At 62.7% G+C, this 22,835-nt stretch carries 21 protein-coding genes and 1 tRNA gene; 17 read left to right on the top strand and 5 right to left on the bottom strand.

What is annotated here, in order from left to right; translation table 11 throughout:
• Positions 1–58: 58 nt before the first annotated feature.
• Positions 59–1,417, bottom strand: a complete 1,359-nt coding sequence (locus ABM562_RS11005) for a glutamine synthetase family protein (RefSeq protein ID WP_115088513.1) — start codon at positions 1,415–1,417, stop codon at positions 59–61.
• A gap of 174 nt (positions 1,418–1,591) precedes the next feature.
• On the opposite strand from ABM562_RS11005, the gene ABM562_RS11000 reads away from it, so the two are divergent.
• The 4 genes from ABM562_RS11000 (at position 1,592) to nadA (ending at position 6,265) form a co-directional block, all read left to right on the top strand.
• A complete protein-coding gene (locus ABM562_RS11000; protein ID WP_115088291.1) occupies positions 1,592–2,506 on the top strand; it encodes a helix-turn-helix domain-containing protein in 915 nt (304 codons plus the stop codon).
• Positions 2,507–2,559: 53 nt separating this feature from the next.
• Positions 2,560–3,429: an isocitrate lyase/PEP mutase family protein gene (locus ABM562_RS10995; protein ID WP_115088290.1), complete on the top strand. Its 870-nt coding sequence runs from the start codon at positions 2,560–2,562 to the stop codon at positions 3,427–3,429.
• Positions 3,430–3,483: 54 nt separating this feature from the next.
• The gene (locus tag ABM562_RS10990) at positions 3,484–4,980 is read left to right on the top strand and encodes a YdgA family protein (protein ID WP_166675721.1); all 1,497 of its coding nucleotides are present in this window, start codon (positions 3,484–3,486) and stop codon (positions 4,978–4,980) included.
• Between the two features lie 226 nt (positions 4,981–5,206).
• A complete protein-coding gene (gene nadA / locus ABM562_RS10985) occupies positions 5,207–6,265 on the top strand; it encodes a quinolinate synthase NadA (RefSeq protein ID WP_115088288.1) in 1,059 nt (352 codons plus the stop codon).
• A 104-nt stretch (positions 6,266–6,369) separates the two neighbouring features.
• Here the strand turns inward: nadA and ABM562_RS10980 are convergent, their stop codons facing one another.
• Positions 6,370–7,803: a M48 family metalloprotease gene (locus tag ABM562_RS10980; RefSeq protein ID WP_115088287.1), complete on the bottom strand. Its 1,434-nt coding sequence runs from the start codon at positions 7,801–7,803 to the stop codon at positions 6,370–6,372.
• A 124-nt stretch (positions 7,804–7,927) separates the two neighbouring features.
• Between ABM562_RS10980 and ABM562_RS10975 the strand changes: the two genes are divergently transcribed.
• Both ABM562_RS10975 and ABM562_RS10970 read left to right on the top strand, forming a co-directional pair.
• Positions 7,928–8,167 carry a sulfurtransferase TusA family protein gene (locus tag ABM562_RS10975; protein ID WP_115088286.1) on the top strand — a complete coding sequence of 80 codons (240 nt, stop codon included), beginning with the start codon at positions 7,928–7,930 and terminating at the stop codon, positions 8,165–8,167.
• Between the two features lie 24 nt (positions 8,168–8,191).
• Positions 8,192–9,262, top strand: a complete 1,071-nt coding sequence (locus ABM562_RS10970; protein WP_115088285.1) for an AI-2E family transporter — start codon at positions 8,192–8,194, stop codon at positions 9,260–9,262.
• A gap of 103 nt (positions 9,263–9,365) precedes the next feature.
• Here ABM562_RS10970 and ABM562_RS10965 read toward each other — a convergent pair whose 3' ends face one another.
• Complete coding sequence (locus tag ABM562_RS10965; protein ID WP_134063938.1) at positions 9,366–9,839, bottom strand: peroxiredoxin; 474 nt, start codon at positions 9,837–9,839, stop codon at positions 9,366–9,368.
• Between the two features lie 11 nt (positions 9,840–9,850).
• Entirely contained in the window at positions 9,851–10,411 is a 561-nt protein-coding gene (locus ABM562_RS10960; RefSeq protein WP_115088283.1) for a glycine cleavage system transcriptional repressor, read from the bottom strand.
• A 260-nt stretch (positions 10,412–10,671) separates the two neighbouring features.
• Here ABM562_RS10960 and dapA point away from each other — a divergent pair, with 260 nt between their 5' ends.
• The 10 genes from dapA to ABM562_RS10910 all read left to right on the top strand — a co-directional run bounded on the left by dapA (position 10,672) and on the right by ABM562_RS10910 (position 20,320).
• Positions 10,672–11,550 (top strand): 4-hydroxy-tetrahydrodipicolinate synthase, encoded by an 879-nt coding sequence (gene dapA / locus ABM562_RS10955; RefSeq protein WP_038996627.1) that lies wholly within the window; start codon positions 10,672–10,674, stop codon positions 11,548–11,550.
• Positions 11,551–11,567: 17 nt separating this feature from the next.
• A complete protein-coding gene (bamC, locus tag ABM562_RS10950; protein WP_115088282.1) occupies positions 11,568–12,680 on the top strand; it encodes an outer membrane protein assembly factor BamC in 1,113 nt (370 codons plus the stop codon).
• Positions 12,681–13,439 carry an MBL fold metallo-hydrolase gene (locus tag ABM562_RS10945; protein WP_460421966.1) on the top strand — a complete coding sequence of 253 codons (759 nt, stop codon included), beginning with the start codon at positions 12,681–12,683 and terminating at the stop codon, positions 13,437–13,439.
• A 27-nt stretch (positions 13,440–13,466) separates the two neighbouring features.
• Positions 13,467–14,177 (top strand): phosphoribosylaminoimidazolesuccinocarboxamide synthase, encoded by a 711-nt coding sequence (gene purC / locus ABM562_RS10940; RefSeq protein WP_038613804.1) that lies wholly within the window; start codon positions 13,467–13,469, stop codon positions 14,175–14,177.
• A gap of 93 nt (positions 14,178–14,270) precedes the next feature.
• Positions 14,271–14,360 (top strand) — tRNA-Ser (locus tag ABM562_RS10935).
• A gap of 245 nt (positions 14,361–14,605) precedes the next feature.
• A complete protein-coding gene (locus ABM562_RS10930) occupies positions 14,606–14,983 on the top strand; it encodes a type 1 fimbrial protein (protein ID WP_115088269.1) in 378 nt (125 codons plus the stop codon).
• A 192-nt stretch (positions 14,984–15,175) separates the two neighbouring features.
• A complete protein-coding gene (locus tag ABM562_RS10925; RefSeq protein ID WP_233673357.1) occupies positions 15,176–17,503 on the top strand; it encodes a hypothetical protein in 2,328 nt (775 codons plus the stop codon).
• On the top strand, positions 17,494–18,714 hold the full coding sequence (locus ABM562_RS10920) for a hypothetical protein (RefSeq protein ID WP_115088267.1): 1,221 nt from the start codon (positions 17,494–17,496) through the stop codon (positions 18,712–18,714). The genes ABM562_RS10925 and ABM562_RS10920 overlap by 10 nt, the downstream gene beginning before the upstream one ends.
• Positions 18,715–18,724: 10 nt before the next feature.
• Positions 18,725–19,381: a DUF1266 domain-containing protein gene (locus tag ABM562_RS10915; RefSeq protein WP_115088266.1), complete on the top strand. Its 657-nt coding sequence runs from the start codon at positions 18,725–18,727 to the stop codon at positions 19,379–19,381.
• Positions 19,382–19,423: 42 nt separating this feature from the next.
• Positions 19,424–20,320 carry a LysR substrate-binding domain-containing protein gene (locus tag ABM562_RS10910; RefSeq protein WP_115088265.1) on the top strand — a complete coding sequence of 299 codons (897 nt, stop codon included), beginning with the start codon at positions 19,424–19,426 and terminating at the stop codon, positions 20,318–20,320.
• On the opposite strand, the gene ABM562_RS10905 is transcribed toward ABM562_RS10910, so the two are convergent.
• Complete coding sequence (locus tag ABM562_RS10905; RefSeq protein WP_134063813.1) at positions 20,321–21,718, bottom strand: amino acid permease; 1,398 nt, start codon at positions 21,716–21,718, stop codon at positions 20,321–20,323.
• Positions 21,719–21,921: 203 nt separating this feature from the next.
• On the opposite strand from ABM562_RS10905, the gene ABM562_RS10900 reads away from it, so the two are divergent.
• Positions 21,922–22,725: a phytanoyl-CoA dioxygenase family protein gene (locus tag ABM562_RS10900; RefSeq protein ID WP_115088263.1), complete on the top strand. Its 804-nt coding sequence runs from the start codon at positions 21,922–21,924 to the stop codon at positions 22,723–22,725.
• Positions 22,726–22,835: the final 110 nt, after the last annotated feature.

The following is a 22,835-nucleotide window of genomic DNA, read 5'->3' as shown; positions in this document are numbered from 1 at the left end:
GGACGCATATCGACACCTTTTCGAATTGTTGTTTTCGATACTTGTTACAAGGTCGGGCTCAAACGCTGAGCAGCAGGAACTCGCGCTCCCAGGAACTGATCACCCGTTTGAAGTTCTCGTGCTCGGCGCGCTTGACCGCCACATAGCCGCGCACGAACTTGCTGCCCAGGTACTGCTCGATGGTTGGGCAGTCCTCCATGTGCGCCAGTGCGTCTTCGATGGTGATCGGCAGGCGCAGGTTGCGCCGTTCGTAGGCGCGGCCCTGCACCGGGGCGCTGGGGTTGATCTTCTCGACCATGCCCAGGTAGCCGCACAGCAGGCTGGCGGCAATCGCCAGGTAGGGGTTGGCATCGGCGCCCGGCAGGCGGTTTTCCACGCGCATGGCCTCGGGGCTGGAAGTCGGCACGCGCAAGCCCACGGTGCGGTTCTCTTCACCCCATTCGACGTTGACCGGCGCCGACGTGTCGGGCAGGAAGCGCCGGAACGAGTTGACGTTGGGCGCGAACATCGGCAGCACTTTGGGGATGTACTTCTGCAGGCCGCCGATGTGATGCAAAAACAGCTCGCTCATCTGCCCGTTGTCGTCGACGAAGATCGGCTTGCCGGTGGCGATGTCGATCACGCTCTGGTGCAGGTGCATGGCGCTGCCCGGCTCGTCACCCACCGGTTTGGCCATGAAGGTGGCGGTGACGTTGTGCTTGAGCGCGGCCTCGCGCATGGTGCGCTTGAACACCGTGATCTGATCGGCAAGGTCAAGGGCGTCGCCGTGACGGAAGTTGATTTCCATCTGCGCCGGGCCGTCTTCGTGAATCAGCGTGTCGAGGTCCAGGCCCTGGGCTTCGCACCAATCGTAGACGTCTTCGAACAGCGGGTCGAATTCGTTGGCGGCATCGATCGAGAACGACTGCCGGCCGCTTTCGGCGCGGCCCGAGCGGCCCAGTGGCGCTTGCAGCGGCAAGTCCGGGTCTTCGCAGCGCTGGGTCAGGTAGAACTCCATCTCCGGGGCGACGATCGGCTGCCAGCCCTTGTCGGTGTAGAGCTTGAGGACTTTCTTGAGCACGTTGCGTGGCGACAGTTCGATCGGGTTGCCCTGTTTGTCGAAGGTGTCGTGAATGACCACGGCGGTCGGCTCGATGGCCCATGGCACCACATACACCGCCGCTGAATCCGGGCGGCAGACCATGTCGATATCGGCAGGATCGAGCAGGTCGTAGTAGATGTCGTCGTCGACAAAGTCCCCGGTTACCGTTTGCAGAAGCACACTTTCCGGCAGGCGCATGCCTCGTTCATGCAGGAACTTGTTGGTCGGTGCTATCTTGCCGCGGGCGATACCGGTCAGATCACTGACCACGCACTCGACTTCGGTAATCTTGTGTTCTTTCAGCCACGCAGACAGCTGATCGAAAGGGGCATTCATAAAGACCTCGTTGTTGGTTTTATCCACGCCAGGACCGGCAGTTGCGACCGGCTTGCCACCCAAGCGGCTTCCCCTGTAGCGCGTTGAGGTCTATCTTGGGTGACGCGTGCGCATTCGATCTATCCACTTTCAGCAAGACTAAAATGCACCAAAAGAGTGCATAAAGAGCAGCTCATGACAGCGTCAACGCCTTTGCGGGTCCAAGCTTTCAACACCGCCGATGTCACCGAACAGGTCCGTGCCACCCCGGGCTGGACCCAGCACTACCAACAGATGTCTCCCGGGCATTTCGCCGGTCAACTGCGCTGCCTCGACCTGCACGGCGTGGAGATCTACGAGGAGTGCATGAACACCCGGGTCGAGCAGAACTTCAGTGCGCCGGCCGGCTCCCTGGCGTTCTGTTTCGACCGCAGCGACCACAGCCTCTACGTGCTCAATGGCGAAAGCCGCAACATCTGGATCACTCCGGAGAACTACCAGGAAGTGGCCGTGGTGTTCGGCCCGGAATTCGTCCAGCGCCACGGCCTGGACATCGCCCGCCTCGACGGGCTGTTCATGGCGCCGCTGAACTCGATGCAGAACGAGCTGTTCAGCCGCTGGCTGAGCGGGACGCTCACGCGCATCTCGCAGACCATCGACCCGCCAAGCCAGGATGCACTGGCCGAACAGCTGCTCGAAGACTGCCTGTTCATCCTCGATAATGCGTGCATCTGCCTCGATCGCGGGGCGTTATGGCGGCGTACCGAGGAACGGGCGATCATGCGTAAAGTCGGTGAATGGGCGGCGGACTGTCCTGAAGAAACGCTTAACCTGATGGAGCTTTCGCAGGTCGCCGGGGTGTCCTTGCGCCAGTTGCAGCATGCCTTCAAGACCTTCACCGGCATGGCCCCGGCGCAGTGGTTGCGCCTGCGCCGGCTCAACAGTGCACGGCGAGAACTGCTCAGTTGCGGGCCCAGCGACACCACCGTCGCCGAGGTGGCCATGCACTGGTCGTTCTGGCACCTGGGGCGGTTTTCCGACAGCTACCGCAAGCTGTTCAAGGAACTGCCCAGCGAGACCCTCAAACGCGCGGCGCTGTCAGTCAGATAGCCACCAGTGGTAATGTTCGACCTACTAAATGAAGTCGATAGCCTGGAAAGACCATGCCAAGAGCCTCCCACCAAGACCTGCGTCGCGCGTTCCGTCAACTGCTTGCCTCCCCTGCCTGCTACCACACCGCCTCCGTGTTCGACCCGATGTCGGCGCGTATCGCCGCCGATCTGGGCTTCGAGGTGGGTATCCTCGGGGGCTCGGTAGCCTCCCTGCAGGTGCTGGCCGCCCCTGACTTTGCCTTGATCAGCCTCAGCGAATTCGCCGAGCAGGCGACGCGGATCGGCCGGGTGGCCCAGTTGCCGGTGATCGCCGACGCCGACCACGGCTATGGCAATGCGCTCAACGTGATGCGTACGGTGACCGAACTTGAGCGTGCCGGGATTGCCGCGCTGACCATCGAGGACACCCTGCTGCCGGCCCAGTTCGGGCGCAAGTCCACCGACCTGATCAGCATCGCCGAAGGCGTCGGCAAGATCCGTGCAGCGCTGGAGGCGCGGGTTGACCCTGAGCTGTCGATCATTGCCCGCACCAACGCGGCGCTGATTCCGACCGAAGAAGTCATCGCCCGCACCGTGGCCTACCAGAACGCTGGCGCTGACGCCTTGTGCATTGTCGGCATCCGCGACTTCGAGCACCTGGAACAGATCGCCGCACACCTGAGCGTGCCGCTGATGCTGGTGACCTACGGCAACCCGCAATTGCATGATGATGCGCGCCTGGCCGAGCTGGGTGTGCGCATTGCCGTCGATGGTCATGGCGCCTACTTTGCCGCGATCAAGGCCACCTACGACTGCCTGCGCGAGCAGCGCGGCATCACCTGCAGCACCTCGGACCTGAGCGCCACCGAACTCACCCATACCTACACGCAGCCGGACGACTACATCGTCTGGGCCCGCGAGTACATGGACGTCAACGAATAGGCCGCAAGGCTTAGCCAAAGCAACAACTCTCTACAAATGGAAGCGAAACAATTCATGAAGAAATCTACAGGCGTACTCGGCCTCGCAGTGGTAGTGGCAGCGGCATGCACCGCGGGTGCCTGGTACACCGGCAAGCAATTGCCCGGCGTGCTCGAAACCACCATCGCCGAATCCAATGCCCAGACCAAGCAGGCGCTGCTGGGCATGGAAACCACTATGGAGCTGCAACTGGTATCGCTGGACAGCCGTCTGTTCAGCAGTACCGCCAAATACCGCCTCAAGGTGCAGAACCTGCAGGTTGGTGAAGAAAGCAAAAGTTTCGAGCTGAATTTTGTCGACCAGATCGAACACGGGCCGTTTCCGCTGTCGCGGGTCAAGGCACTGAAACTGATGCCGGTCATGGCTGCCAGCCACTACGCCCTGGAAAAAGACGCTGCCACCGCTGACTGGTTCGCCCTGACCAAGGACGTTTCGCCGCTGCAAGGCCAGGTTGCCTACGGCTACGATCGCTCGATGGACAGTGCTTTCCAGGTGGCGCCGATCGAGTGGAGCAAGGACGGCTCGTCGCTGAAGTTCTCCGGGTTTGAAGTCAGTGGCCACGGCAACGAAGGCGCCGAACATGTGCAACTCACCGGCCAGTCGGCCGGCCTGAGCCTGAACCTGGTCGACCCCGACAGCAAAGTGCTGAAAGTCGAGATCAAGGGCCTGAGCCTGACCGGCGACATGACCAAGACGCCGTTCGGCTTCTATGTCGGCAAGATGGACATGGCCGTGGCTGACACGGTCGCGACCTTCGGCGACGAGCAGAAGGTCCTGGCGCTCAAGGGCCTGGCGCAGAACAACGAGTACAAGAACGACGGTGACAAGCTCTCGGTGCGCATGGAATACAAGGTTGCCGACATCAACTTCGACGGCAAGGCCATCGGTGCCGGCGAGATGGTCTGGAGCCTCAAGCGTCTCGACATCCCGGCCATGCAGGCGCTGATCGGCTGGTACCAGAGCCGCCTGCCGGAGTTCCAAAAGGCCGCTGCCGAAGGTGAAGGCATGCCGGACCTGGCGATGACCGAGGCCGAAACGGCCCAGGTGCGCAGCGATGTGCAGCGTCTGCTGGCGGCCAAGCCGCAGATCGCCCTGGAGAACCTGTCGTTCAAGACTGCCAATGGCGAAAGCCGTTTCAACTTCAGCGTTGACCTGGCCAACCCGAGTTCTCTGGAGTTGCCACCGCAGGAGCTGTACAAGCAGTTGATCACCCAGCTGCAGAGCAAGCTGTCGCTGTCCAAGCCGATGATCGGTGACCTGGCGACCCTGCAGGCGCAGTTCGAAGGCCAGACCGATGCTGCCATCGTCTCCCAGCAAGCGGCCCAGGCCGGGGAAATGGTCAGCATGATGGCGGTGCAAAGCCAGATGGCCAAGGTCGAGGGCAACGACATCGTTACCACGCTGCACTATGCCGATGGCATGGTCGACTTCAACGGCCAGAAGATGACCGTCGAGCAGTTCGCCAGCGTGATCATGGCCAATGCCAGCGCCATGCAGGCGACAGGCGGTTGATGTTCAGGCCCGGGGCGCCCGCCCCGGGCTTGTTTCACTAAAAAAACCTTTTGAATTCATCCGATTATCTGTAGCCTTCGGCATCCTATAAAAACCCGAGGCCGCAGCTGGTCCGTGGTTCTGTGTGCAAGGCTGTTTCGCCCTGCCTGCGGAGCCTGTAGCCGATTTGCCAGGGCTCGGTGATACACTCGACTTACGCGCTCAAGCGCCTGCAGGTCCAGCGATCATGACCCAGATTTCCGAACGCCTTCTCGTCCAGGCTCACCTCGATGCCAAGCAGCCCAAGCCGCTGACGCCCGAGCAAGAGGCCGACTACCGTGCCGCCATCGCCGCCGAGCTCAAGGCGCAAAATGCGGTGCTGGTTGCCCATTACTATTGCGACCCGGTGATCCAGGCCCTGGCCGAGGAAACCGGCGGCTGTGTGTCCGACTCGCTGGAAATGGCCCGCTTTGGCAAGAACCACGCAGCCACGACCGTGGTGGTGGCCGGTGTGCGCTTCATGGGCGAGACGGCCAAGATCCTCACTCCGGAAAAGCGCGTGCTGATGCCGACCCTCGAGGCGACTTGCTCGCTCGATCTCGGCTGCCCGGTTGAAGAGTTCTCGGCGTTCTGCGACAAGCACCCCGAACGCACCGTGGTGGTGTATGCCAACACCTCGGCGGCGGTCAAGGCCCGAGCTGACTGGGTAGTGACCTCCAGCTGCGCGCTGGAAATCGTCGAAAGCCTGATGGATAACGGCGAGACCATCATCTGGGGCCCGGACCAGCACCTGGGCCGCTATATCCAGAAACAGACCGGTGCCGACATGCTGCTGTGGGACGGTGCCTGCATCGTTCACGAAGAGTTCAAGTCGCGCCAGTTGGCCGACATGAAGGCGCTGTACCCGGATGCGGCGATTCTGGTGCACCCGGAATCGCCTGAGGCGGTGATTGACCTGGCCGATGCGGTCGGTTCCACCAGCCAGCTGATTGCCGCGGCGCAAACCCTGCCGAACAAGACCTTCATCGTCGCCACCGACCGCGGCATCTTCTACAAGATGCAGCAGCTGTGCCCGGACAAGATCTTCATCGAAGCGCCCACCGCCGGTAACGGCGCGGCTTGCCGCAGTTGCGCGCATTGCCCGTGGATGGCGATGAATACCCTGGAGCGTACCTTGCAGTGCCTGCGTGAAGGCAGCAACGAGATCTTCGTCGAGCCGGCGCTGATCCCTCAGGCGATCAAGCCGCTCAAGCGCATGCTCGACTTTACCCAGGCGGCGCGGATGAAGCTGTCCGGTAACGCCTGACGGCCCCATCGCTGGCAAGCCAGCTCTCACAGGTTCGGTGCATGCAAATCTACTGTGGGAGCCGGCCTTGCCGGCGATAGGCTGCGAAGCAGCCTCATGCGGTCTTAGCGCATCATGTCCTTGACCATCCGCTGCTGCTCCATCAGCTCGCGCTGACGCGCATCGATCTTCGACGCCAGGACAAAATTGTTGCCGGCCCGCTGCTTGGCGTAGTCGAGCTGCTGCAAGGCCTGGTCAAAGTCGCCCACCAGGGCGAAGTACTCGGCGCGGGCCTGGTGCAGGCCGATGGTGTTGCCCGACAACCCGCGCACTTCCGCCACGTCATACCAGACATCCGGGTCTTGCGGACGATTCTTGAGCAAGGCATCCAGCGCCTTCTCCGCCTCGGCGGGGCGGTTCTGCTTGAGCAGCAGGTCGATGCGCGCCTGTTGCAGCGGGTAGTTGCCCGGGTACAGGCCACGCATCCGCTCGACCCGTTGCTGGGCATCGGGCAAGCGGTTGTTGGTGATGTCGAGGTCGATCTGCGCCAGGTTGTAGGTGATGTCGTTGGGTGCCTTGGCCAGCAGCGGCTTGAGGTTCTCGCGCGCCTCGTTCAGGCGTCCGCCCTTGATCTGCGCCAGCGCCAGGCCGTAACGGGCGGCGTCCTGCTGCGGGTTTTCATCGAGCTGCGCCTGGAAGCGCTTGGCCGCAAGGCCGGGGGTGCCTTCATAGATCAGCGCCACCCGGGCACGAATCAGCTGATAGCGCTTGCTGTCTTCGGTGCCGCCCTTGGGCGCCTGTTCGGCGCGGTTTCGGGTGTCGGCGATCCGCGATTCGGTGACCGGGTGAGTCAGGAGGAATTCCGGCGGCTTGGCGTCATAGCGGTACTGGCGCATCAGGCGCTCGAACATGGTCGGCATGTTGCGCGGATCGTAACCGGCCTTCTCAAGGTTGAGGATACCGATGCGGTCGGCTTCCTGTTCGTTCTGCCGGGAGAAGCGCCGCTGTTCCTGGATGGCTGCCGCCTGGGTGCCGGCAATCGCGGCAATACCGGCATCGCCGGCACCCGCCGCCGCGGCGACGATACCGATCAGCAGCGCGCCCATCATCGGCAACTGCATGCGTTGCTGGGCCTCGACGCCGCGGGCGAAGTGGCGTTGCGACAAGTGTGCCAGTTCGTGGGCCAGTACCGAGGCGTACTCGCCCTCGGTCTGGGCATTGAGGAACAGCCCGCCGTTGACCCCGACGATCCCGCCAGGGGCGGCGAAGGCGTTGAGTTCACGGCTGTCGATGAGAATGAACTCCAGGCGCCGGTCCTGCAGCTGGCTGGTTTCGGCCAGACGGTAGACGCTGGTTTCGACGTAATCCTTGAGCTGGGGATCGTTCAGTTGATTGACATTGCCCCGCAGCAGGCTGAGCCAGGCGCGGCCCAACTGGTGTTCCTGTTGCGGGGAGACAATGGCAGAACTGGCGTCGCCGAGTGACGGCAGGTCGTCGGCATGGCTGGGGAGCGCCATCAAACAGGCCAGCGTCAGCAGGGTAGGGCGCAGAAAATTCATGCACGAAGCTCTGGTCGACAAAGAACCTTACTGTAGCCCGCTCACACGTTGGCGACCAGTGGCGGTATCCTACCGGGCTTGTTCAAAATGCTACCTGTGCCCGTATTTCTGCCTGGAGAACCCCATGAGCGCTATCCCGACCCATGACGCCGAACTCGACGCCAGCGGGCTGAACTGCCCGCTGCCGCTGCTCAAGGCGAAGATGGAGCTCAATCGCCTGGCCAGTGGCGCAGTGCTCAAGGTGATTGCCACCGACGCCGGTTCCCAGCGCGACTTTCGCACTTTTGCCAAATTGGCCGGTCATACGCTGCTGCTCGAAGAGGTCGAGGCCGGTGTGTACCGCTACTGGTTGAAGAAGGCCTGAGTTTTCTCTGTTAAAGGATCGTCAATGTTCAAGGTGCTTCGCGACTGGATGCAGCGCTACTTCTCCGATGAAGAAGCGGTGGTGTTGGCGGTCTTGCTGTTTCTGGCGTTCACCGCCGTCCTGACCCTGGGCGGCATGCTTGCGCCGGTGCTGGCGGGGATGGTCCTGGCATTTTTGATGCAGGGCCTGGTCAACGCCCTGGAGCGCCTGCGGGTGCCCACGCCTTATGCCGTGGCGCTGGTGTTCATGCTGTTCATGGGCGCCCTGGCGGTGTTCCTGCTGGTGTTGGTGCCGCTGCTCTGGCATCAGCTGATCACCCTGTTCAACGAACTGCCGGGCATGCTCGGCAAGTGGCAGTCGCTGTTGCTGCTGTTGCCCGAGCGCTACCCGCACCTGGTCTCTGACGAGCAGGTGCTGCAGGCCATCGAGGTGATGCGCGGCGAGATCGGCAAGTTCGGCCAGTGGGCGCTGACCTTCTCGTTGTCGAGCCTGCCGCTGCTGGTCAACATCATGATCTACCTGGTGCTGGTGCCGATCCTGGTGTTCTTCTTTCTCAAGGACCGCGAGCAGATCGCCCACTGGGTCAGTGGTTACCTGCCCAAGGAGCGGGCGCTGATGACCCGGGTGGCCGAAGAGATGAACCGGCAGATCGCCAACTACATCCGCGGCAAGGGCATCGAGATCCTGATCTGTGGCGTGGCCACCTACATCGCCTTCATCAGCCTGGGGCTCAACTATGCGGCGTTGCTGGCCCTGCTGGTCGGCCTGTCGGTGGTGGTGCCCTATGTCGGCGCGGTGGTGGTGACCGTGCCGGTGACCCTGATTGCACTGTTCCAATGGGGCTGGGGCGATCAGTTCATCTACCTGATGGCGGTGTACGCGATCATCCAGGCCCTGGATGGCAACGTGCTGGTGCCGTTGCTGTTCTCCGAGGCGGTGAGCCTGCACCCGGTGGCGATCATCTGCGCGGTGCTGCTGTTTGGCGGGTTGTGGGGGTTCTGGGGGATCTTCTTTGCCATCCCGCTGGCGACCTTGTTCAAGGCCGTGCTGGATGCCTGGCCGCGGCGCGAGCCAATGGTGGCGCCGCTGCTTTGAGCTTTTGTGGGAGCTGGCTTGCCAGCGATACAGGCGCATTGGCCCTTGCGGCTAGCGCGGTGATGCAATCGCTGGCAAGCCAGCTCCCACAGGTAAAGCGCTATCAGGCCTTGTTCAGCGCCTGCGCCTCAGCCAGTACGGCATCCACATGCCCGGGCACCTTGACCCCACGCCAGGCCTTGCGCAGCACGCCATCCTTGTCGATCAGGAAGGTGCTGCGGTCCACGCCCATATACTCCTTGCCATAGAGCTTCTTCAGCTTGATCACGTCGAACAGCTGGCACAGGGCCTCGTCCTTGTCGCTGATCAGCTCGAAAGGGAAGGCCTGCTTGGCCTTGAAGTTCTCGTGGGACTTGATGCCATCGCGCGAAACGCCAAACACCAGGGTGTTGGCCGCTTCGAAGGCCGCATGCTGGTCACGGAAACCCTGGCCTTCGGTGGTGCAGCCCGGGGTGCTGTCCTTGGGATAGAAGTACAGCACCACCTGCTTGCCCTTGAGCTCAGCCAGGCTGACGCTCTGGCCACTGGTGGCCTGGGCCTGGAATTCGGCGACGGGTTGGTCGAGTTCAACGGCCATGTAAAGCTTCCTTACATCGGGTTTTGTGGGCGCCACGGTTCGATCAGCGCATCCAGGTTCAGGGCATCGGAGAAGTCCAGGAACTGGTCGCGCAGCCAGCTGATCTGGGTACCGGCCGGCAGGGTCACGGTAAAGGTGGCGTTGAGCATGGTGCCGCCGGTCTGCGGGGCCTGGTAGGTATCGCAGGTCAGGTTCTCCAGCTCCACGTGGTGGTCGATGAAGAACTGGCACAGTTCGTTGATGATGTCCGGGCGATAGGCGGCGCTGACATAGGCCACGTACGGCAGCGACAGCGGGCGCACTTCCAGTTCGGCGCTGCGCACCACGTTGACGGTGAAGGTGTGCTTCTTGGCCAGGCCCGGCAGGGCCGTTTCAAAGCGCGCCAGGGCGTCCCAGCTGCCGGCGACCTGCAGCACCAGGGCACTGCACTCGCCGTGGCGGGTCAGGCGCGAGGTGACGACCGAGCAGCGATTGTCGTTGCTGGCCCGGCACAGGATGTTGGTCAGCTCCATGGGATTGGCACCCAGGGCGCTGATGACAAGGAATTGTTCGCGAACGGTGGGGGTGGACATGCAGCATTCCTAAAGCGATGAGCGGTCGGTACCAGACGTGGCATAAAGGCCGGTAGGCAGGAGCCCGGGGCTCAGGATCGAGCCTTGGGGCGCTGGCTACGCGCATTGTCGGCAGCCCGGCGGGCCACTATGTACCGATCAAAGACAGAAGGGTAGCGAAAATGGCCGCGGAGGGGAATGCTCCGCCCGCCTGCTTCGCTTGTGCAAGGCCGATGGCGCCAGTACCATTACCGCTCTCTTTTTCCGGCAGGAGCAGTTTCATGATTGCGGGCAGTATGGTGGCATTGGTCACACCCATGGATGCACAAGGGCGTCTTGATTGGGACAGCCTCAGCAAACTCGTGGACTTCCACCTGGAAAACGGCACCCACGCCATCGTTGCCGTCGGTACTACCGGCGAGTCGGCGACCCTGGATGTCAATGAGCACATTGAAGTCATCAAGGCGGTGGTCAAGCAGGTCAATGGCCGTATCCCGGTGATCGCCGGCACCGGCGCCAACTCCACCAGCGAAGCCGTGCACTTGACCCGCAACGCCAAGGAAGCCGGTGCCGATGCCTGCCTGCTGGTGGTGCCGTACTATAACAAGCCGACCCAGGAAGGCCTGTACCAGCACTTCAAACACATTGCCGAAGCCGTCGACATCCCGCAGATCCTCTATAACGTACCCGGCCGCACCTCCTGCGACATGCAGGCCGAGACCGTGATCCGTCTGTCGACCGTGCCGAACATCATCGGCATCAAGGAAGCCACCGGCGACCTGAAGCGCGCCAAAGCCATCCTTGACGGCGTGAGCAAGGACTTCATCGTCCTGTCCGGCGACGATCCGACCGCCGTCGAACTGATCCTGCTGGGCGGCAAGGGCAACATTTCCGTGACCGCCAACGTCGCCCCGCGGGAAATGGCCGACCTGTGCGAAGCCGCCCTTGCGGGCAATGCCGAGAAGGCTCGCGCGATCAACGAACAACTCATGCCCCTGCACAAGGACCTGTTCATCGAAGCCAACCCGATTCCGGTGAAGTGGGCTTTGGTTGAAATGGGCCTGATGCACAAGGGCATCCGCCTGCCACTGACCTGGCTGAGCGAATCCTGTCACGATACGGTACGCCAGGCGATGCGCCAGTGCGGCCTGAAGTTTTAATTGAGGACGTACACCGCATGAAGCGATTGGCTGGTCTTTCCGCCCTTGCCTTGATCATCTCCAGCACCAGCGGTTGTGGCTGGCTCTGGGGCGAAGAGGGTTACTTCCGTGACCGTGGCAGCGATTATCTGGAGGCCACCCAGAAGCCGCCGATGCAGCTGCCACCGGACGTCAGCAGTGCCAAGCGGCTCGATCCGCTGCTGCCGATTCCGCGCAACGTCGCCGACGACAACGTCAAGGGCGAGTTCGAAGTGCCGCGTCCGCAACCGCTGACTGCCGGTGCCGACATCAGCGATTTCAGCCTGCAGAAGAGCGGCAGCTCGCGTTGGGTCCTGGCCCAGCGTTCGCCGGCTGAAGTCTGGCCGGTGGCGCGTCAGTTCTTCGAAGACAACGGCTTCCGGATCGCCGAAGAGCGTCCGCAAACCGGCGAATTCAACACCACCTGGCAGCGTTTCGACGAGCTCTCGGCGTCCATGGCCAAGCGCCTGGGCAGTGCCTCGAGCAGCAGCGACAACGAAGTCCGTGCGCGCATCCGCATCGAGCCGGGCGTGCAGCGCAACACCAGTGAGGTTTACATCGTCACCGTCGAACGTCCGGCCGGCAGCACTGCCGAGCAAGACTTCCCGGCGCGTTCGAACAACACCGGTGTCGACGCCATCCTGGTCGACGAAATGCTCGCCAGCATGACCCGCAGTGCCGAGAAGGGCGGTTCGGTGTCGTTGCTCGCAGCCCGCGATTTCGATGCCCCGAGCCGCGTCAGCCTGAGCGAAGACGGCAGCGGCAACCCGGTGCTGAACCTGGGCGCCGACCTCGATCGCGCCTGGTCCAGCGTTGGCCGTGCCCTGGAACAGGGTGAATGGCGCGTTGAAGACATCAACCGCAGCCTGGGCCTGTACTACATCAACCTCGCCGAGAAGGCCGAGACCAAGGAGCAACCAGGCTTCTTCAGTCGCCTGTTCGGCAGCGCGCCGAGCAAGGAAGAGCGTGAAGCCCGTGCCGAGCGCTATCAGGTTCGCTTGAGCAAGGTGGGCGAAAGCGTTCAGGTGACCGTCGAGAAGAACATCAACACCGTGGCCCCGGCAGACGTCGCCCGCCGCGTGCTGAGCGTGATTCAGGACAACCTGGGTTAAGTGCGCTTCGCCGTACTTGGAAGTGGAAGCCAGGGAAATGGCACGCTGATCGCCAGTGGCAATACGTTGCTACTGGTCGATTGCGGCTTTTCCCTGCGTGAAACCGAGCGGCGCCTGGCGCTGCTCGGCGTTTCTGCGGCGCAATTGAGCGCGGTGCTGGTCACCCACGAACATGCCGACCACGTGCATGGGGTCGGGTTGCTGTCACGGCGCTACAATGTACCGGTCTACCTCAGCCGCGGCACCTTGCGCGGCATGCGCAAGCCGGTCGAAGCCGCAGGCTTCCTGGTCGCCAACGACACCTTGCAGTTGGGCGACTTGAGCGTTACCGCCGTCGGCGTCACTCACGACGCGCTGGAGCCGCTGCAGTACGTATTTGGCGATGGCAGCCGGCGCTTCGGTGTGCTGACCGACCTGGGCTCGTATGATGCGGCCCTGCTCAGCAGCTACCAGGGCCTGGACGCCCTGCTGATCGAGGCCAACCACTGTCGCGACCTGCTCGGACGCGGGCCTTATCCGATGTTTCTCAAGCAGCGGGTGGGCGGCGACTACGGACATTTGAACAACCATCAGGCCGCGCGCCTGGTGTCGGAGCTGGACTGGCAGAACCTGCAACACCTGGTGCTGGCCCATCTCAGCAGCAAGAACAACCAGCCACAGCTGGCCCGGCAATGCTTCGTCGATACCCTCGGCTGCGACCCGGACTGGCTACAAGTGGCCAATCAGGATTCCGGGCTCGACTGGCGTGAAATCGCCTAGCCCATCATTTAGCAAGCGGAGCCCATCATGGAAAAACGTGAAGAACTCTACCGCGGCAAAGCCAAGTCGGTTTACAAGACCGACGACGCTGACCGCTTGATCCTGCTGTTTCGCAACGACACCTCGGCGTTCGACGGCAAGCGCATCGAACAGCTCGACCGCAAGGGCATGGTGAACAACAAGTTCAACGCCTTCATCATGCAAAAGCTTGAAGAAGCCGGCATCCCGACCCAGTTCGACAAGCTGCTGGGCGACAACGAGTGCCTGGTCAAGAAGCTCGACATGATCCCGGTCGAATGCGTCGTGCGTAACTACGCTGCCGGCAGCCTGGTCAAGCGCCTGGGCGTCGAAGAAGGCATCAAGCTCGAGCCTTCGACCTTCGAACTGTTCCTCAAGAACGACGAGAAGGGTGATCCGTTCATCAACGAATCCCACGTTGTTGCCTTCGGCTGGGGCACCGCCGAGCAACTGGTGAAGATGAAAGCCCTGTCGCTCAAGGTCAACGAAGTGCTGAACAAGCTGTTCGACGACGCCGGCCTGCTGCTGGTCGACTTCAAGCTCGAGTTCGGCGTATTCCACGGTGAGATCGTCCTTGGTGACGAGTTCAGCCCGGACGGCTGCCGCCTGTGGGACAAAGAGACCCGCAAGAAGATGGACAAGGACCGCTTCCGCCAGGGTCTGGGCGACGTTATCGAAGCCTACGAAGAAGTTGCCAAACGCCTGGGCGTGCCGCTGTAACCGGCAAGTTCACGCAAGCGCCTGATACCACGCGAATTTTTTTCGCAAACAGGCTTTGCCTTTCGGCAAACTGCTGGTATCATGCGCGCCACTGGAGAGATGCCGGAGTGGCCGAACGGGACGGATTCGAAATCCGTTGTACTGGCAACAGTACCTAGGGTTCAAATCCCTATCTCTCCGCCATACAAGAGAAAGCCCCCTGACCGAAAGGTCCGGGGGCTTTTTCGTTTCCGCTGATTGAGCGTCTCAACCACCCGCCAATGTTTAACCATAGGCTTCGGGAGGCGGGTTGACGAACCGGTCGGCGCTTGTTTACACCGTTCTGCGACGCGCTTGGCAAAGCGCGCCTTTGCCTATCAGACAATCCTTAGATTTTTCTGCGCCTGGCCGATACTTGAGGTACTAACCGCTATCGCCGGAGTGTCAGCATGAATCGCAAGTATGTTGCTATCGCTGCAGGGTTGTTGTTGGGCGCAAGCGGGGCCTGCGTGGCTGAGACACCGATCGCCCAGGGGGTGATCAATTTCACCGGTAGTGTCGTCGAGTCGCCTTGCACGGCTTCAGCCCAGGCAGGCGCCTTGAACCTCAATGACTGCCCGGCGCAGGTGCGGGGCACCCGGATCGATTTGCACAGGGTCGAGCCGCAAGCGTCGGTCAGTGCCCCCGATCACGCTCCGGTCAACGTCAAGCTGGTGGCCGACAGCGGCAAGACGGGTCGTTTTTACCATCAGCAGTACGCCCTGGTGGATGTCTCCGGCAAGCCTGTCACTTCCGGCACCTTCCTGATTACCCTGACCACGCCCTGAGCCTTCTATCACCTGCACGCTCTTGGTTTTTCAAACGCCAACTGGTAGCGTGCAGCACCCCCGCTGTATCGCCCGATCCCTTTCGCTATCGTTGCCTGTTGAGTGCAGCCGTATGCGGGTACCCGTCGTCTCCTTGAAGAGCCAGTACGGGGCACCGGGCGATGCACAAGTCATTCGCAAATGGAGTTCACGATGACGCAAAACAGCACCGTGCTGTCCGGCATTCAGCTGGATCAATTCATGGACCGTCTTGAGGTCGAGCATCAGGAACACGGTGCCGATTACCTGCTGGGCCAGCTGCGCGTCCAGCCGCTCAAGGCTGCCTCGCTGGAATCGATCGACCGTCTGCACGTGCTGTGGGTCAACGCCGGTGACGCCGAAGCCTCCAGGGCGGTGCTGGCCGACGACGGCCAGGCGCTGATCGAGGCGACGCCAGAAGAGGCGCGCAACGAACTCAAGGTCAACCTGCTGATCTACCAGCTGCGCCTGTGCAACTACCTCAAAGACGAGCAAGGCCTGCTGCAGGCCCTCGACGCCCTGCAGCAACTGAGCAACGAGGCGCTGGCGTTCGATATCGAACAGTACCGGCGCTACCGCATTTTCGACGATCTGCAGCACACCACCCTCGACGTCGCCCTCAAGGCTATCGAGGTGCGTCACACCCTGGCGTTGATCAACCCCGGCCGCCATGCCCTGCGGGCCTGGGACGATGCCGACCAGCAGCGGCGCCGGGCGCGGGTGCTGGCTGCCCACGAGCGTGACGAAGAGGCTCGCGAAGCGGCGCTGGCGGCAATTACCGCGTTGCGTACCGCTGGCGAAGGTCAGGATGTCGACGGCAACGACTGGCTGTGGCTGGGCGATGCGCTGATCGAAATCGTGCCGTTGCGCCTGGCGATGTTCGAGCAACCTGTAGTGCAGTTGATCGCCGAGCTGTCGTTGCCCCAGCGCCGGGAGTGGGAAGTGCGCCTGGCGCGCCTGGCTGCACGCTCATTGAAGGCCCAGGGCGACCTGCCCGGCGCCTTGAAAATCTGTGAGGTGGCGACCCTGGAACTGGACTCCAGCGGCAGTGACAACTTTGTCGAATTCCACTTGCCCTGGTTGCTTGAAAACGGTCAGATCGACGACGCCGGGCAGCGTGCATTCATGGAAATCTATGGAGTTCGCAGCCAGATGTGGCCGGGCACTGCCTACTGGGTACACGATCGCCTGCTCGATGCCGAGGACCAGTCGGCGTGGTGGCCGTTGTGCGTGATGCGCGCCTGTGATGATCAAAAGGTGTTGGAGCGGTTTGTTTCCGGGCTGCCATGGCGCGACGAGTCGACGCCGTCCCTGGGCCCGTTGCTCGATGCGCTGCATGCTGCCCGCGATGACCTTGAGCAGCTCGACAACGTTTTCGCTCTGGCCCTGGAAGAAGCCCGCCGCCGCGCGCCGAACCACCCTTGGATCAACCGCCTGTTGGCAGTGCGTGAACGCCAGGCCGGGCGCATTGACGCCAACACTGAACTTACGATGCTGCGCGAGGCCGTTTCGGCCGGCAATATGCAAGACCACCGCAGCGCCTACAGCCTGTTCAGCGCTCATGCCAGTGTGTTCGGCATTGTCGATGCCTTGCGCCAACCGCTGCCGACAATGGCCGGTGGCATGAACTATTACAGTTTCGCTTGCAACATCGACGACCTGGTCGAGGTGGAAGTCGAGAAGCTCTCGAGCGAGGAGGCAGATCAGGCCTGGTCGTTGTTGCGCGAAGTACAAAAGCTGGCCTACGAACACGGCCAGGCTCGCATGGAGCAATGCTTCGCCACCGGTCGCGGGCATCGTTACGATGCCTGTGCGCACATGTACTCGATGCTCTGCAACAACCTGGCGATCAACTACCGCTGCTACAACGACCAGCGCATGTATGAGCAGGCCCTGGAGCTGCATGCCCGTGGCATTGCCGCCAGTCCGTTCGCCGAGCACTATCATGGCACCCTGCAAAACCGCATTGAGCTGGGGGATGACGCGGGCATCGCCGAAGCCGCCGAACAGCTCTGGCACTACGCAGCCGACTATGGCTACAGCCGCCACGACCCGGAAGAGTACCTGCTGGAAGTCAGCCGCGCCCTGTACCGCCTCGACCGCGAACGCGAAATCCTGATCTGGCTGGAGCGCATCCTCAAGTGGCAGGAAGAGCGCGAAATCAGCGACAAGGACCTGGAGTACTCGCCGCTGTTCGCGCGGATGAAAGTGGCCATGTACCTGTCCTACAGCCTGCCGGAGGCGGCCACCAGCCTGTGGCTGCGATATGCGCCGCAGATCAACGAAAGGGACGAGAGCTCGCTGCTGGGTTGCGCCGGCGATGTGCTCAAGGGCCTGGGGCGCAAGGAAGAGGCCATAGCCTACTACCAGCGCTCGATCCTGCGCAGTGATCCGGAGAACGCCGTCGACCAGGGCAACAATGAGCTCTTCCGCCAGAGCATCGCCGAGCTGCAGGCACCGGAAAAACCGGCCGGCAAGGCCTGGTGGCAAATATGGAAGTGACACCGGAGCTGCGACAGTCCGGTTACGCCCCGCGCAACGCACTCAATGCCGATCAACTCAAACGCGGCATTGCCGAACGTAGCAAAGCCCGTGGTGATGCGCCGGAGGTGGGCAGATGGTTGCTCAACCATTTCTACCGTCATCTGGTCGGCAACTTCGAGCCGGCGCGACGCATCCTGACCCTGGAGCAGGCTGTCGAGGTGCTGGGAGGCGAACCGCCGCCATGGGTGACCAGGCATTTGAGCGACGCCGGTAAAGGCTCGCAGCAGGCGCTCGCGCCCCTGGTCTGGGTGGATCCGCAGCAGGCGCCACTGCTGGCGCAGGAGGCCTTGCTGGTGGAGTTTCTGACCTCGCGTCAGGGCACTGCGCTGGCCGGCAAGCTCGATCGCATCAACTGCCCCCAGGCGCTGGCGCTGTGGGACAAGGAACACGCGCAGATGGCCGCGCGGGTCGAGCAGGGCTGGCGCCAAAGCCAGCCCGAGGCCTTGGCCACATTGGTGACCACCACTGAGCACGTCTTGCAGGAGCTGCGCCCCGACAGTGCCTTGCTGCGCGCTGAAATGGCCTTTGAAAGCTATGTGATGCGCCACTGCCTGGGCCAGTTCGCCGATCGCCGCGCCCTGACCGGCGGCTACGGCGAGCGTTATGCCGAAGCGGTGGAGCAGCGGCGCATGCGCGTGTTCAGCTTTCGCGACGGCCAGGGCCAGCCACACATCACCATCAGCCTGATCGTCCAGGCCGACGGCAGCTTGACTGTCGAGCAGGTCAAGGGCAAGCAGAACCGGCCGCCGGTCGAGCGCTATTACCAGGACCTGCTGCAGTGCCTGAATGCCCTGGGCACCGACCAGCAGACGCCCGCTGACTGTATCGCCATCGGCATCGTGCGCACCGAAGCCGGCTGGCTGCGCATCGAAGAGGTCAGCGACCCGACCGCCCAGACCCGTCTGGTGGCCCGCTACCCCCAGCTGTACGAGCGCCTCGATGCGCCGTCAGCCATGGTCGAGTGGCTGGTGGCCGGGCGTCAGCCGCAGCAGTTCTTGCAGGTTGCCCCGCAGGCGGTGTCGGTCAAATACGCCACCCGGCATATCTTCAGCAAGCGCTTGCAGCGTCTGCCCGATGATCCGCTGTACCTGACCGAAGGCGTGCCGTGGCCAGACATGGCGCCGCCCCAGGCCGAGGAAATCCAGGCCTGGCAGACCCGGGCAAGGTAAGGAGAGCAGCATGTTTTTGCTTATCGCGGCGGTTATTTCAGCCTGGTTGTTGTGGCGTGCATTCCGCCCGCGCGGGGCCGCGCCGTTGTTCAGCCAGCGCAAGCACTGGTCGCTGCTGTTGGCCAGGCCCATGGCCGATGCGATGGAAGTCGAGGGCTTTTACTCGCCAGCGTGCGACCACTTCACCGAACAGGCCCAGACGATCGTGCGGGCGGCGTTGCTGCACCAGGCCGGGATTCGCAGCAACTCCAATGACGAGGCGGTGCGTGCGCACTTCAGTGCTACCCTCGAACAGCAATGGTACAGCCTCGACCTGCAAGGGCTGACGGCCAGCGATGAGCCGCGTGCGGCCATGGCCTTTGCCTGTGCGCGGGTGGCGTTTCTGGTCCGTTGTGGGGTACTGATGCATTGGCTCGAGCCCGAGCTCGCCTGGCGCGTGCTGTTGCTCAACGCGCAGCGGGCGCAGGATTGTTTCGACAGTTGGGAAGATTTCGGCAAGGCCTATAAGCTGGGGCGCGAGCAGTGGGTCGCGGCGTTTCGCGTCGACTCGCTGGGCGAAGTGTTCAACGAGCAGCATCTGCACCAGTTGCTGACGCCCGGCAGCGGCGCCTGGGCCGATATACCCTGGCGTACGCCAGCGGCGTTGAGCCCGGCCCTGGCGGGGTAACGGCGCAGCGGTTGGTTCAAGCATCCCGGAGGGGGCATAGCGATGATCGGCTTCACTTTCCGCCAGCTGGAGTATTTCGTCGCTGCCGCCGAGCAGGGCAGTGTCAGCGCTGCGGCGCGAACCAAGCACATTTCCCAGCCGTCGGTGTCCCTGGCGCTGTCGCAGCTGGAGGCGAGCCTGGGCGAAAAGCTCTTTCATCGCCAGGTCAGCCGTGGCCTGGAACTGACCCCGGCGGGGCGCAAATTGCTCGAGCAGGCGCGCGATATGCTCAACCTGGCCACGGCAATCGGCGGCAAGGGCGAGCAGCAACAGGTGGTGCGCGGCGCCTTGAGCCTGATCTGCTTCCAGGACCTGGGGCCGTATTACGCGCCACGCCTGCTGAGCGGCTTTCGCCGGCGCCATCCGGAAGTCACCATCACCCTGTTCGAGGCCGATCTTGCCGAGGTCAATCGGCGCCTGGCCGATGGCAAGGTGGAGCTGGCGCTGACCTATGACGTGGGGCTCGATTCGCCGATCGAAAAACGCGTGCTGGCGCAGCTGACGCCTTACGCCTTGCTGCCGGCGGACCACCCCCTGGCGTTGCAGGAGCGGGTGTCGCTGGTGGACCTGGCCAATGAATGCCTGATCCTTGAAGACATCGCCAGGACCCGCGAGTATTTCCTGTCGCTTTTCTGGGCCCACGACCTGCAACCGGCAAGCCTGCAACTGACCCAGACCTTCGAGATGCAGCGCGGGCTGGTCGCCCATGGCTATGGCGTGGCCTTGTCCTGCACCCGGCCGGTGGCCGATTGCAGCTATGACGGCCAACCCCTGGCCTGCCGGCCGCTGCTGGAAGCGGTCAGCCCGCAGCCGGTGGTGCTGGCCCAGTCCAGCGCCATGCGTCCCTCTCCGGCGGCGCAGGCCTTCCTCGACTGGGCCAGCGAGCAGTTTCCGGCCTGATCAGCGGCTGGCCGGATCTGCCAGCGTTGCCAGCGGCTGGCGGGCGACGAACAGCCAGTAGCCCAGCGACAGCAAGGCCAGCCAGCCGATGCCCACGTACAAGGCCATGCGCGTGTCCGGGAACCAGGCCAGCACGCCGAAGATGAACAGCATGAACACCACCGCACAGGCCGGGCCGACCGGCCAGAACGGTACCGGGAAGTGCAGCCTGGCCACCTCGTCGGCGCTCATGCCGCGGCGCATGACGATTTGCGACAGGAGGATCATCAGCCACACCCAGACGATCGAGAAGGTCACCACGGCGGCGAGGATCAGGAACAGGTTGTCCGGGGCCAGGTAATTGAGCACCACCCCCAGCAGCAAGGCGACGGCCATCACCACCACGGTCATCCACGGCACGCCGAAGCGCGACAGCAGGGCGAAGCTGGCGGGTGCCTGGCCGTTGTGGGCCATGCCGTACATCATCCGCCCGGCGCTGAAAATGTCACTGTTGATCGCCGACACCGCTGCCGAGATCACCACGATGTTCAGCAGCGTGGCCGCCGAACCGATCCCCAGGCCGCTGAAGATCTGCACGAAGGGGCTGCCTTCGCTGCCGATCTTCGACCAGGGATAGATCGACATCAGCACGAACAGGGTGAACACATAAAACAGCAGGATGCGCAGCGGCACCGAGTTGATCGCCCGTGGAATCACCCGTTGCGGATCCTTGGCTTCGCCGGCGGTGATGCCGATCATCTCGACGCCGCCAAAGGCGAACATCACCACGGTGAACGAGGCGATCATGCCGCCCACGCCATTGGGGAAGAAACCGCCATGGCTCCACAGGTTGCTCACCGCTGCCAGGGGCTCGCCGCTGCCGCCCAACTGGATGCCGAACATCAGCACGGCCGCGCCAGCGAGGATCATCGAGACGATGGCGGTGACTTTCAGCAGCGACAACCAGAACTCCAGTTCACCAAACACCCTGACGCTGCACAGATTGAGGGCGCCAATGAAGAAGACGATGCCCAGCACCCAGATCCAGCGCGGCGTGTCGGGGAACCAGAAACTCATGTAGACGCCGAAGGCAGTGACATCTGCCAGGCACACCACCAGCATCGAGAAGGCGTAGCTCCAGCCTGTGAGAAAGCCGGCAAAGCGCCCCAGGTACTGGCTGGCGTATTGACCGAACGAGCCGGACACCGGGTTGCGCACGGCCATCTCGCCGAGGGCGCGCATCATCATGTAGATCGCCGCGCCACCGATCAGGTAAGCGAGCAACACAGAAGGGCCGGCCAGTTTGATGGCGGCTGCGGAGCCATAGAAAAGCCCGGTGCCGATGGCAGAACCGAGCGCCATGAAGCGAATGTGGCGGGTACTCAGACCGCGCCGCATGGCGGTGCTGTTTTCGTTCATCCCAGGTAACTCCTCGTTGTTCTTATTCTTGGATAGCAAGGCGCCGTAGGACACAGGCAGGGCCATTAACCGGCCAAAGGTGGCGGGCTGACAACCGGCGCGCCATACAGATTGCCTATAGTGGCGCATAGGTAATCTGTGGTTTACCGGCCGCGCGGGGCCGCCCAATACTTTTGTTCATTACAACAAGAGAGGTGGCCCCGATGAATGCCGATATCGAACAGTTCCAGCGTGACGGTGCAGTGGTGTTGCGTGGCGTGTTCCGTGACTGGATCGAACCCCTGCGCGAAGGTTTTGAACAGAACCTGGCCGCGCCCAGCGCCTTTGCCATCGAGAACGTCGGCAGTGGCGAAGGCGGGCGCTTCTTCGAGGATTACTGCAACTGGCAACGCATCCCGGCGTTCAAGGCGTTCGTGCTCAATTCGCCGGCGGCGGCGATTGCCGGAGCGCTGATGCAGTCACGGCAAGTGCAGGTGTTTCATGAACATATCCTGGTCAAGGAGCCGGGCACCTCCAAGCCCACGCCCTGGCACCAGGACCTGCCGTACTACTGCGTCGACGGCCTGCAAACCGCCAGCTACTGGATACCGCTGGACCCGGTCAGCCGTCACAACACCTTGAGCGTGGTGCTCGGCTCCCATCGCTGGCCCAAGCCGGTGCGGCCCAAAAGCTGGGCCAGCAACAAGGATTTCTATGGCGCCAGCGATGCAGGTTCCGGGGAAAGCCTGTTCATGGACATGCCGGATGTGGAGAACGGCGAGTACCAGATCCTCTCGCCGGAGCTGGAACCGGGGGACGCGGTGGTGTTCGATTTTCGTACCGTGCATGGTGCAGCCGGCAACATCGGCAGCAATCGCCGCCGTGCCTTCTCGACCCGCTTCATGGGTGATGATGTGCGCTATATCCAGCGGCCTGGGCGGACCTCGCCGCCGTTTCCAGGGATTGACCTGAAGACCGGCGATCGCATGCGCGAGGACTGGTTTCCGGTGGTGTGGGCGCGGCCATAAGGGCTGCCCGTAGGAGCGAGCTTGCCTCGCGATGCGATGGGGCAGGTAGATCGCGATCGCGGGGCAAGCTGAACTGGCCTAATGATTTTGGACACCTTCGTCGGGCGCTA

Source organism: Pseudomonas sp. ZL2 (assembly GCF_054788455.1).
Note: the sequence above shows the minus strand (reverse complement) of the source record. Positions and strands in the feature narration are given on the sequence as shown.

Coding starts and splice junctions, on each gene's coding strand:
- ABM562_RS10915 (WP_115088266.1), top strand. CDS start 18,725: ATGTTTTTGCTTATCGCGGCGGTTATTTCAGCCTGGTTGTTGTGGCGT.
- ABM562_RS10970 (WP_115088285.1), top strand. CDS start 8,192: ATGTTCAAGGTGCTTCGCGACTGGATGCAGCGCTACTTCTCCGATGAA.
- ABM562_RS10925 (WP_233673357.1), top strand. CDS start 15,176: ATGACGCAAAACAGCACCGTGCTGTCCGGCATTCAGCTGGATCAATTC.
- ABM562_RS10960 (WP_115088283.1), bottom strand. CDS start 10,411: ATGTCCACCCCCACCGTTCGCGAACAATTCCTTGTCATCAGCGCCCTG.
- ABM562_RS10900 (WP_115088263.1), top strand. CDS start 21,922: ATGAATGCCGATATCGAACAGTTCCAGCGTGACGGTGCAGTGGTGTTG.
- ABM562_RS10975 (WP_115088286.1), top strand. CDS start 7,928: ATGAGCGCTATCCCGACCCATGACGCCGAACTCGACGCCAGCGGGCTG.
- dapA (WP_038996627.1), top strand. CDS start 10,672: ATGATTGCGGGCAGTATGGTGGCATTGGTCACACCCATGGATGCACAA.
- ABM562_RS10995 (WP_115088290.1), top strand. CDS start 2,560: ATGCCAAGAGCCTCCCACCAAGACCTGCGTCGCGCGTTCCGTCAACTG.
- ABM562_RS11005 (WP_115088513.1), bottom strand. CDS start 1,417: ATGAATGCCCCTTTCGATCAGCTGTCTGCGTGGCTGAAAGAACACAAG.
- ABM562_RS11000 (WP_115088291.1), top strand. CDS start 1,592: ATGACAGCGTCAACGCCTTTGCGGGTCCAAGCTTTCAACACCGCCGAT.
- ABM562_RS10930 (WP_115088269.1), top strand. CDS start 14,606: ATGAATCGCAAGTATGTTGCTATCGCTGCAGGGTTGTTGTTGGGCGCA.
- ABM562_RS10910 (WP_115088265.1), top strand. CDS start 19,424: ATGATCGGCTTCACTTTCCGCCAGCTGGAGTATTTCGTCGCTGCCGCC.
- nadA (WP_115088288.1), top strand. CDS start 5,207: ATGACCCAGATTTCCGAACGCCTTCTCGTCCAGGCTCACCTCGATGCC.
- ABM562_RS10965 (WP_134063938.1), bottom strand. CDS start 9,839: ATGGCCGTTGAACTCGACCAACCCGTCGCCGAATTCCAGGCCCAGGCC.
- ABM562_RS10905 (WP_134063813.1), bottom strand. CDS start 21,718: ATGAACGAAAACAGCACCGCCATGCGGCGCGGTCTGAGTACCCGCCAC.
- bamC (WP_115088282.1), top strand. CDS start 11,568: ATGAAGCGATTGGCTGGTCTTTCCGCCCTTGCCTTGATCATCTCCAGC.
- purC (WP_038613804.1), top strand. CDS start 13,467: ATGGAAAAACGTGAAGAACTCTACCGCGGCAAAGCCAAGTCGGTTTAC.
- ABM562_RS10980 (WP_115088287.1), bottom strand. CDS start 7,803: ATGAATTTTCTGCGCCCTACCCTGCTGACGCTGGCCTGTTTGATGGCG.
- ABM562_RS10920 (WP_115088267.1), top strand. CDS start 17,494: ATGGAAGTGACACCGGAGCTGCGACAGTCCGGTTACGCCCCGCGCAAC.
- ABM562_RS10990 (WP_166675721.1), top strand. CDS start 3,484: ATGAAGAAATCTACAGGCGTACTCGGCCTCGCAGTGGTAGTGGCAGCG.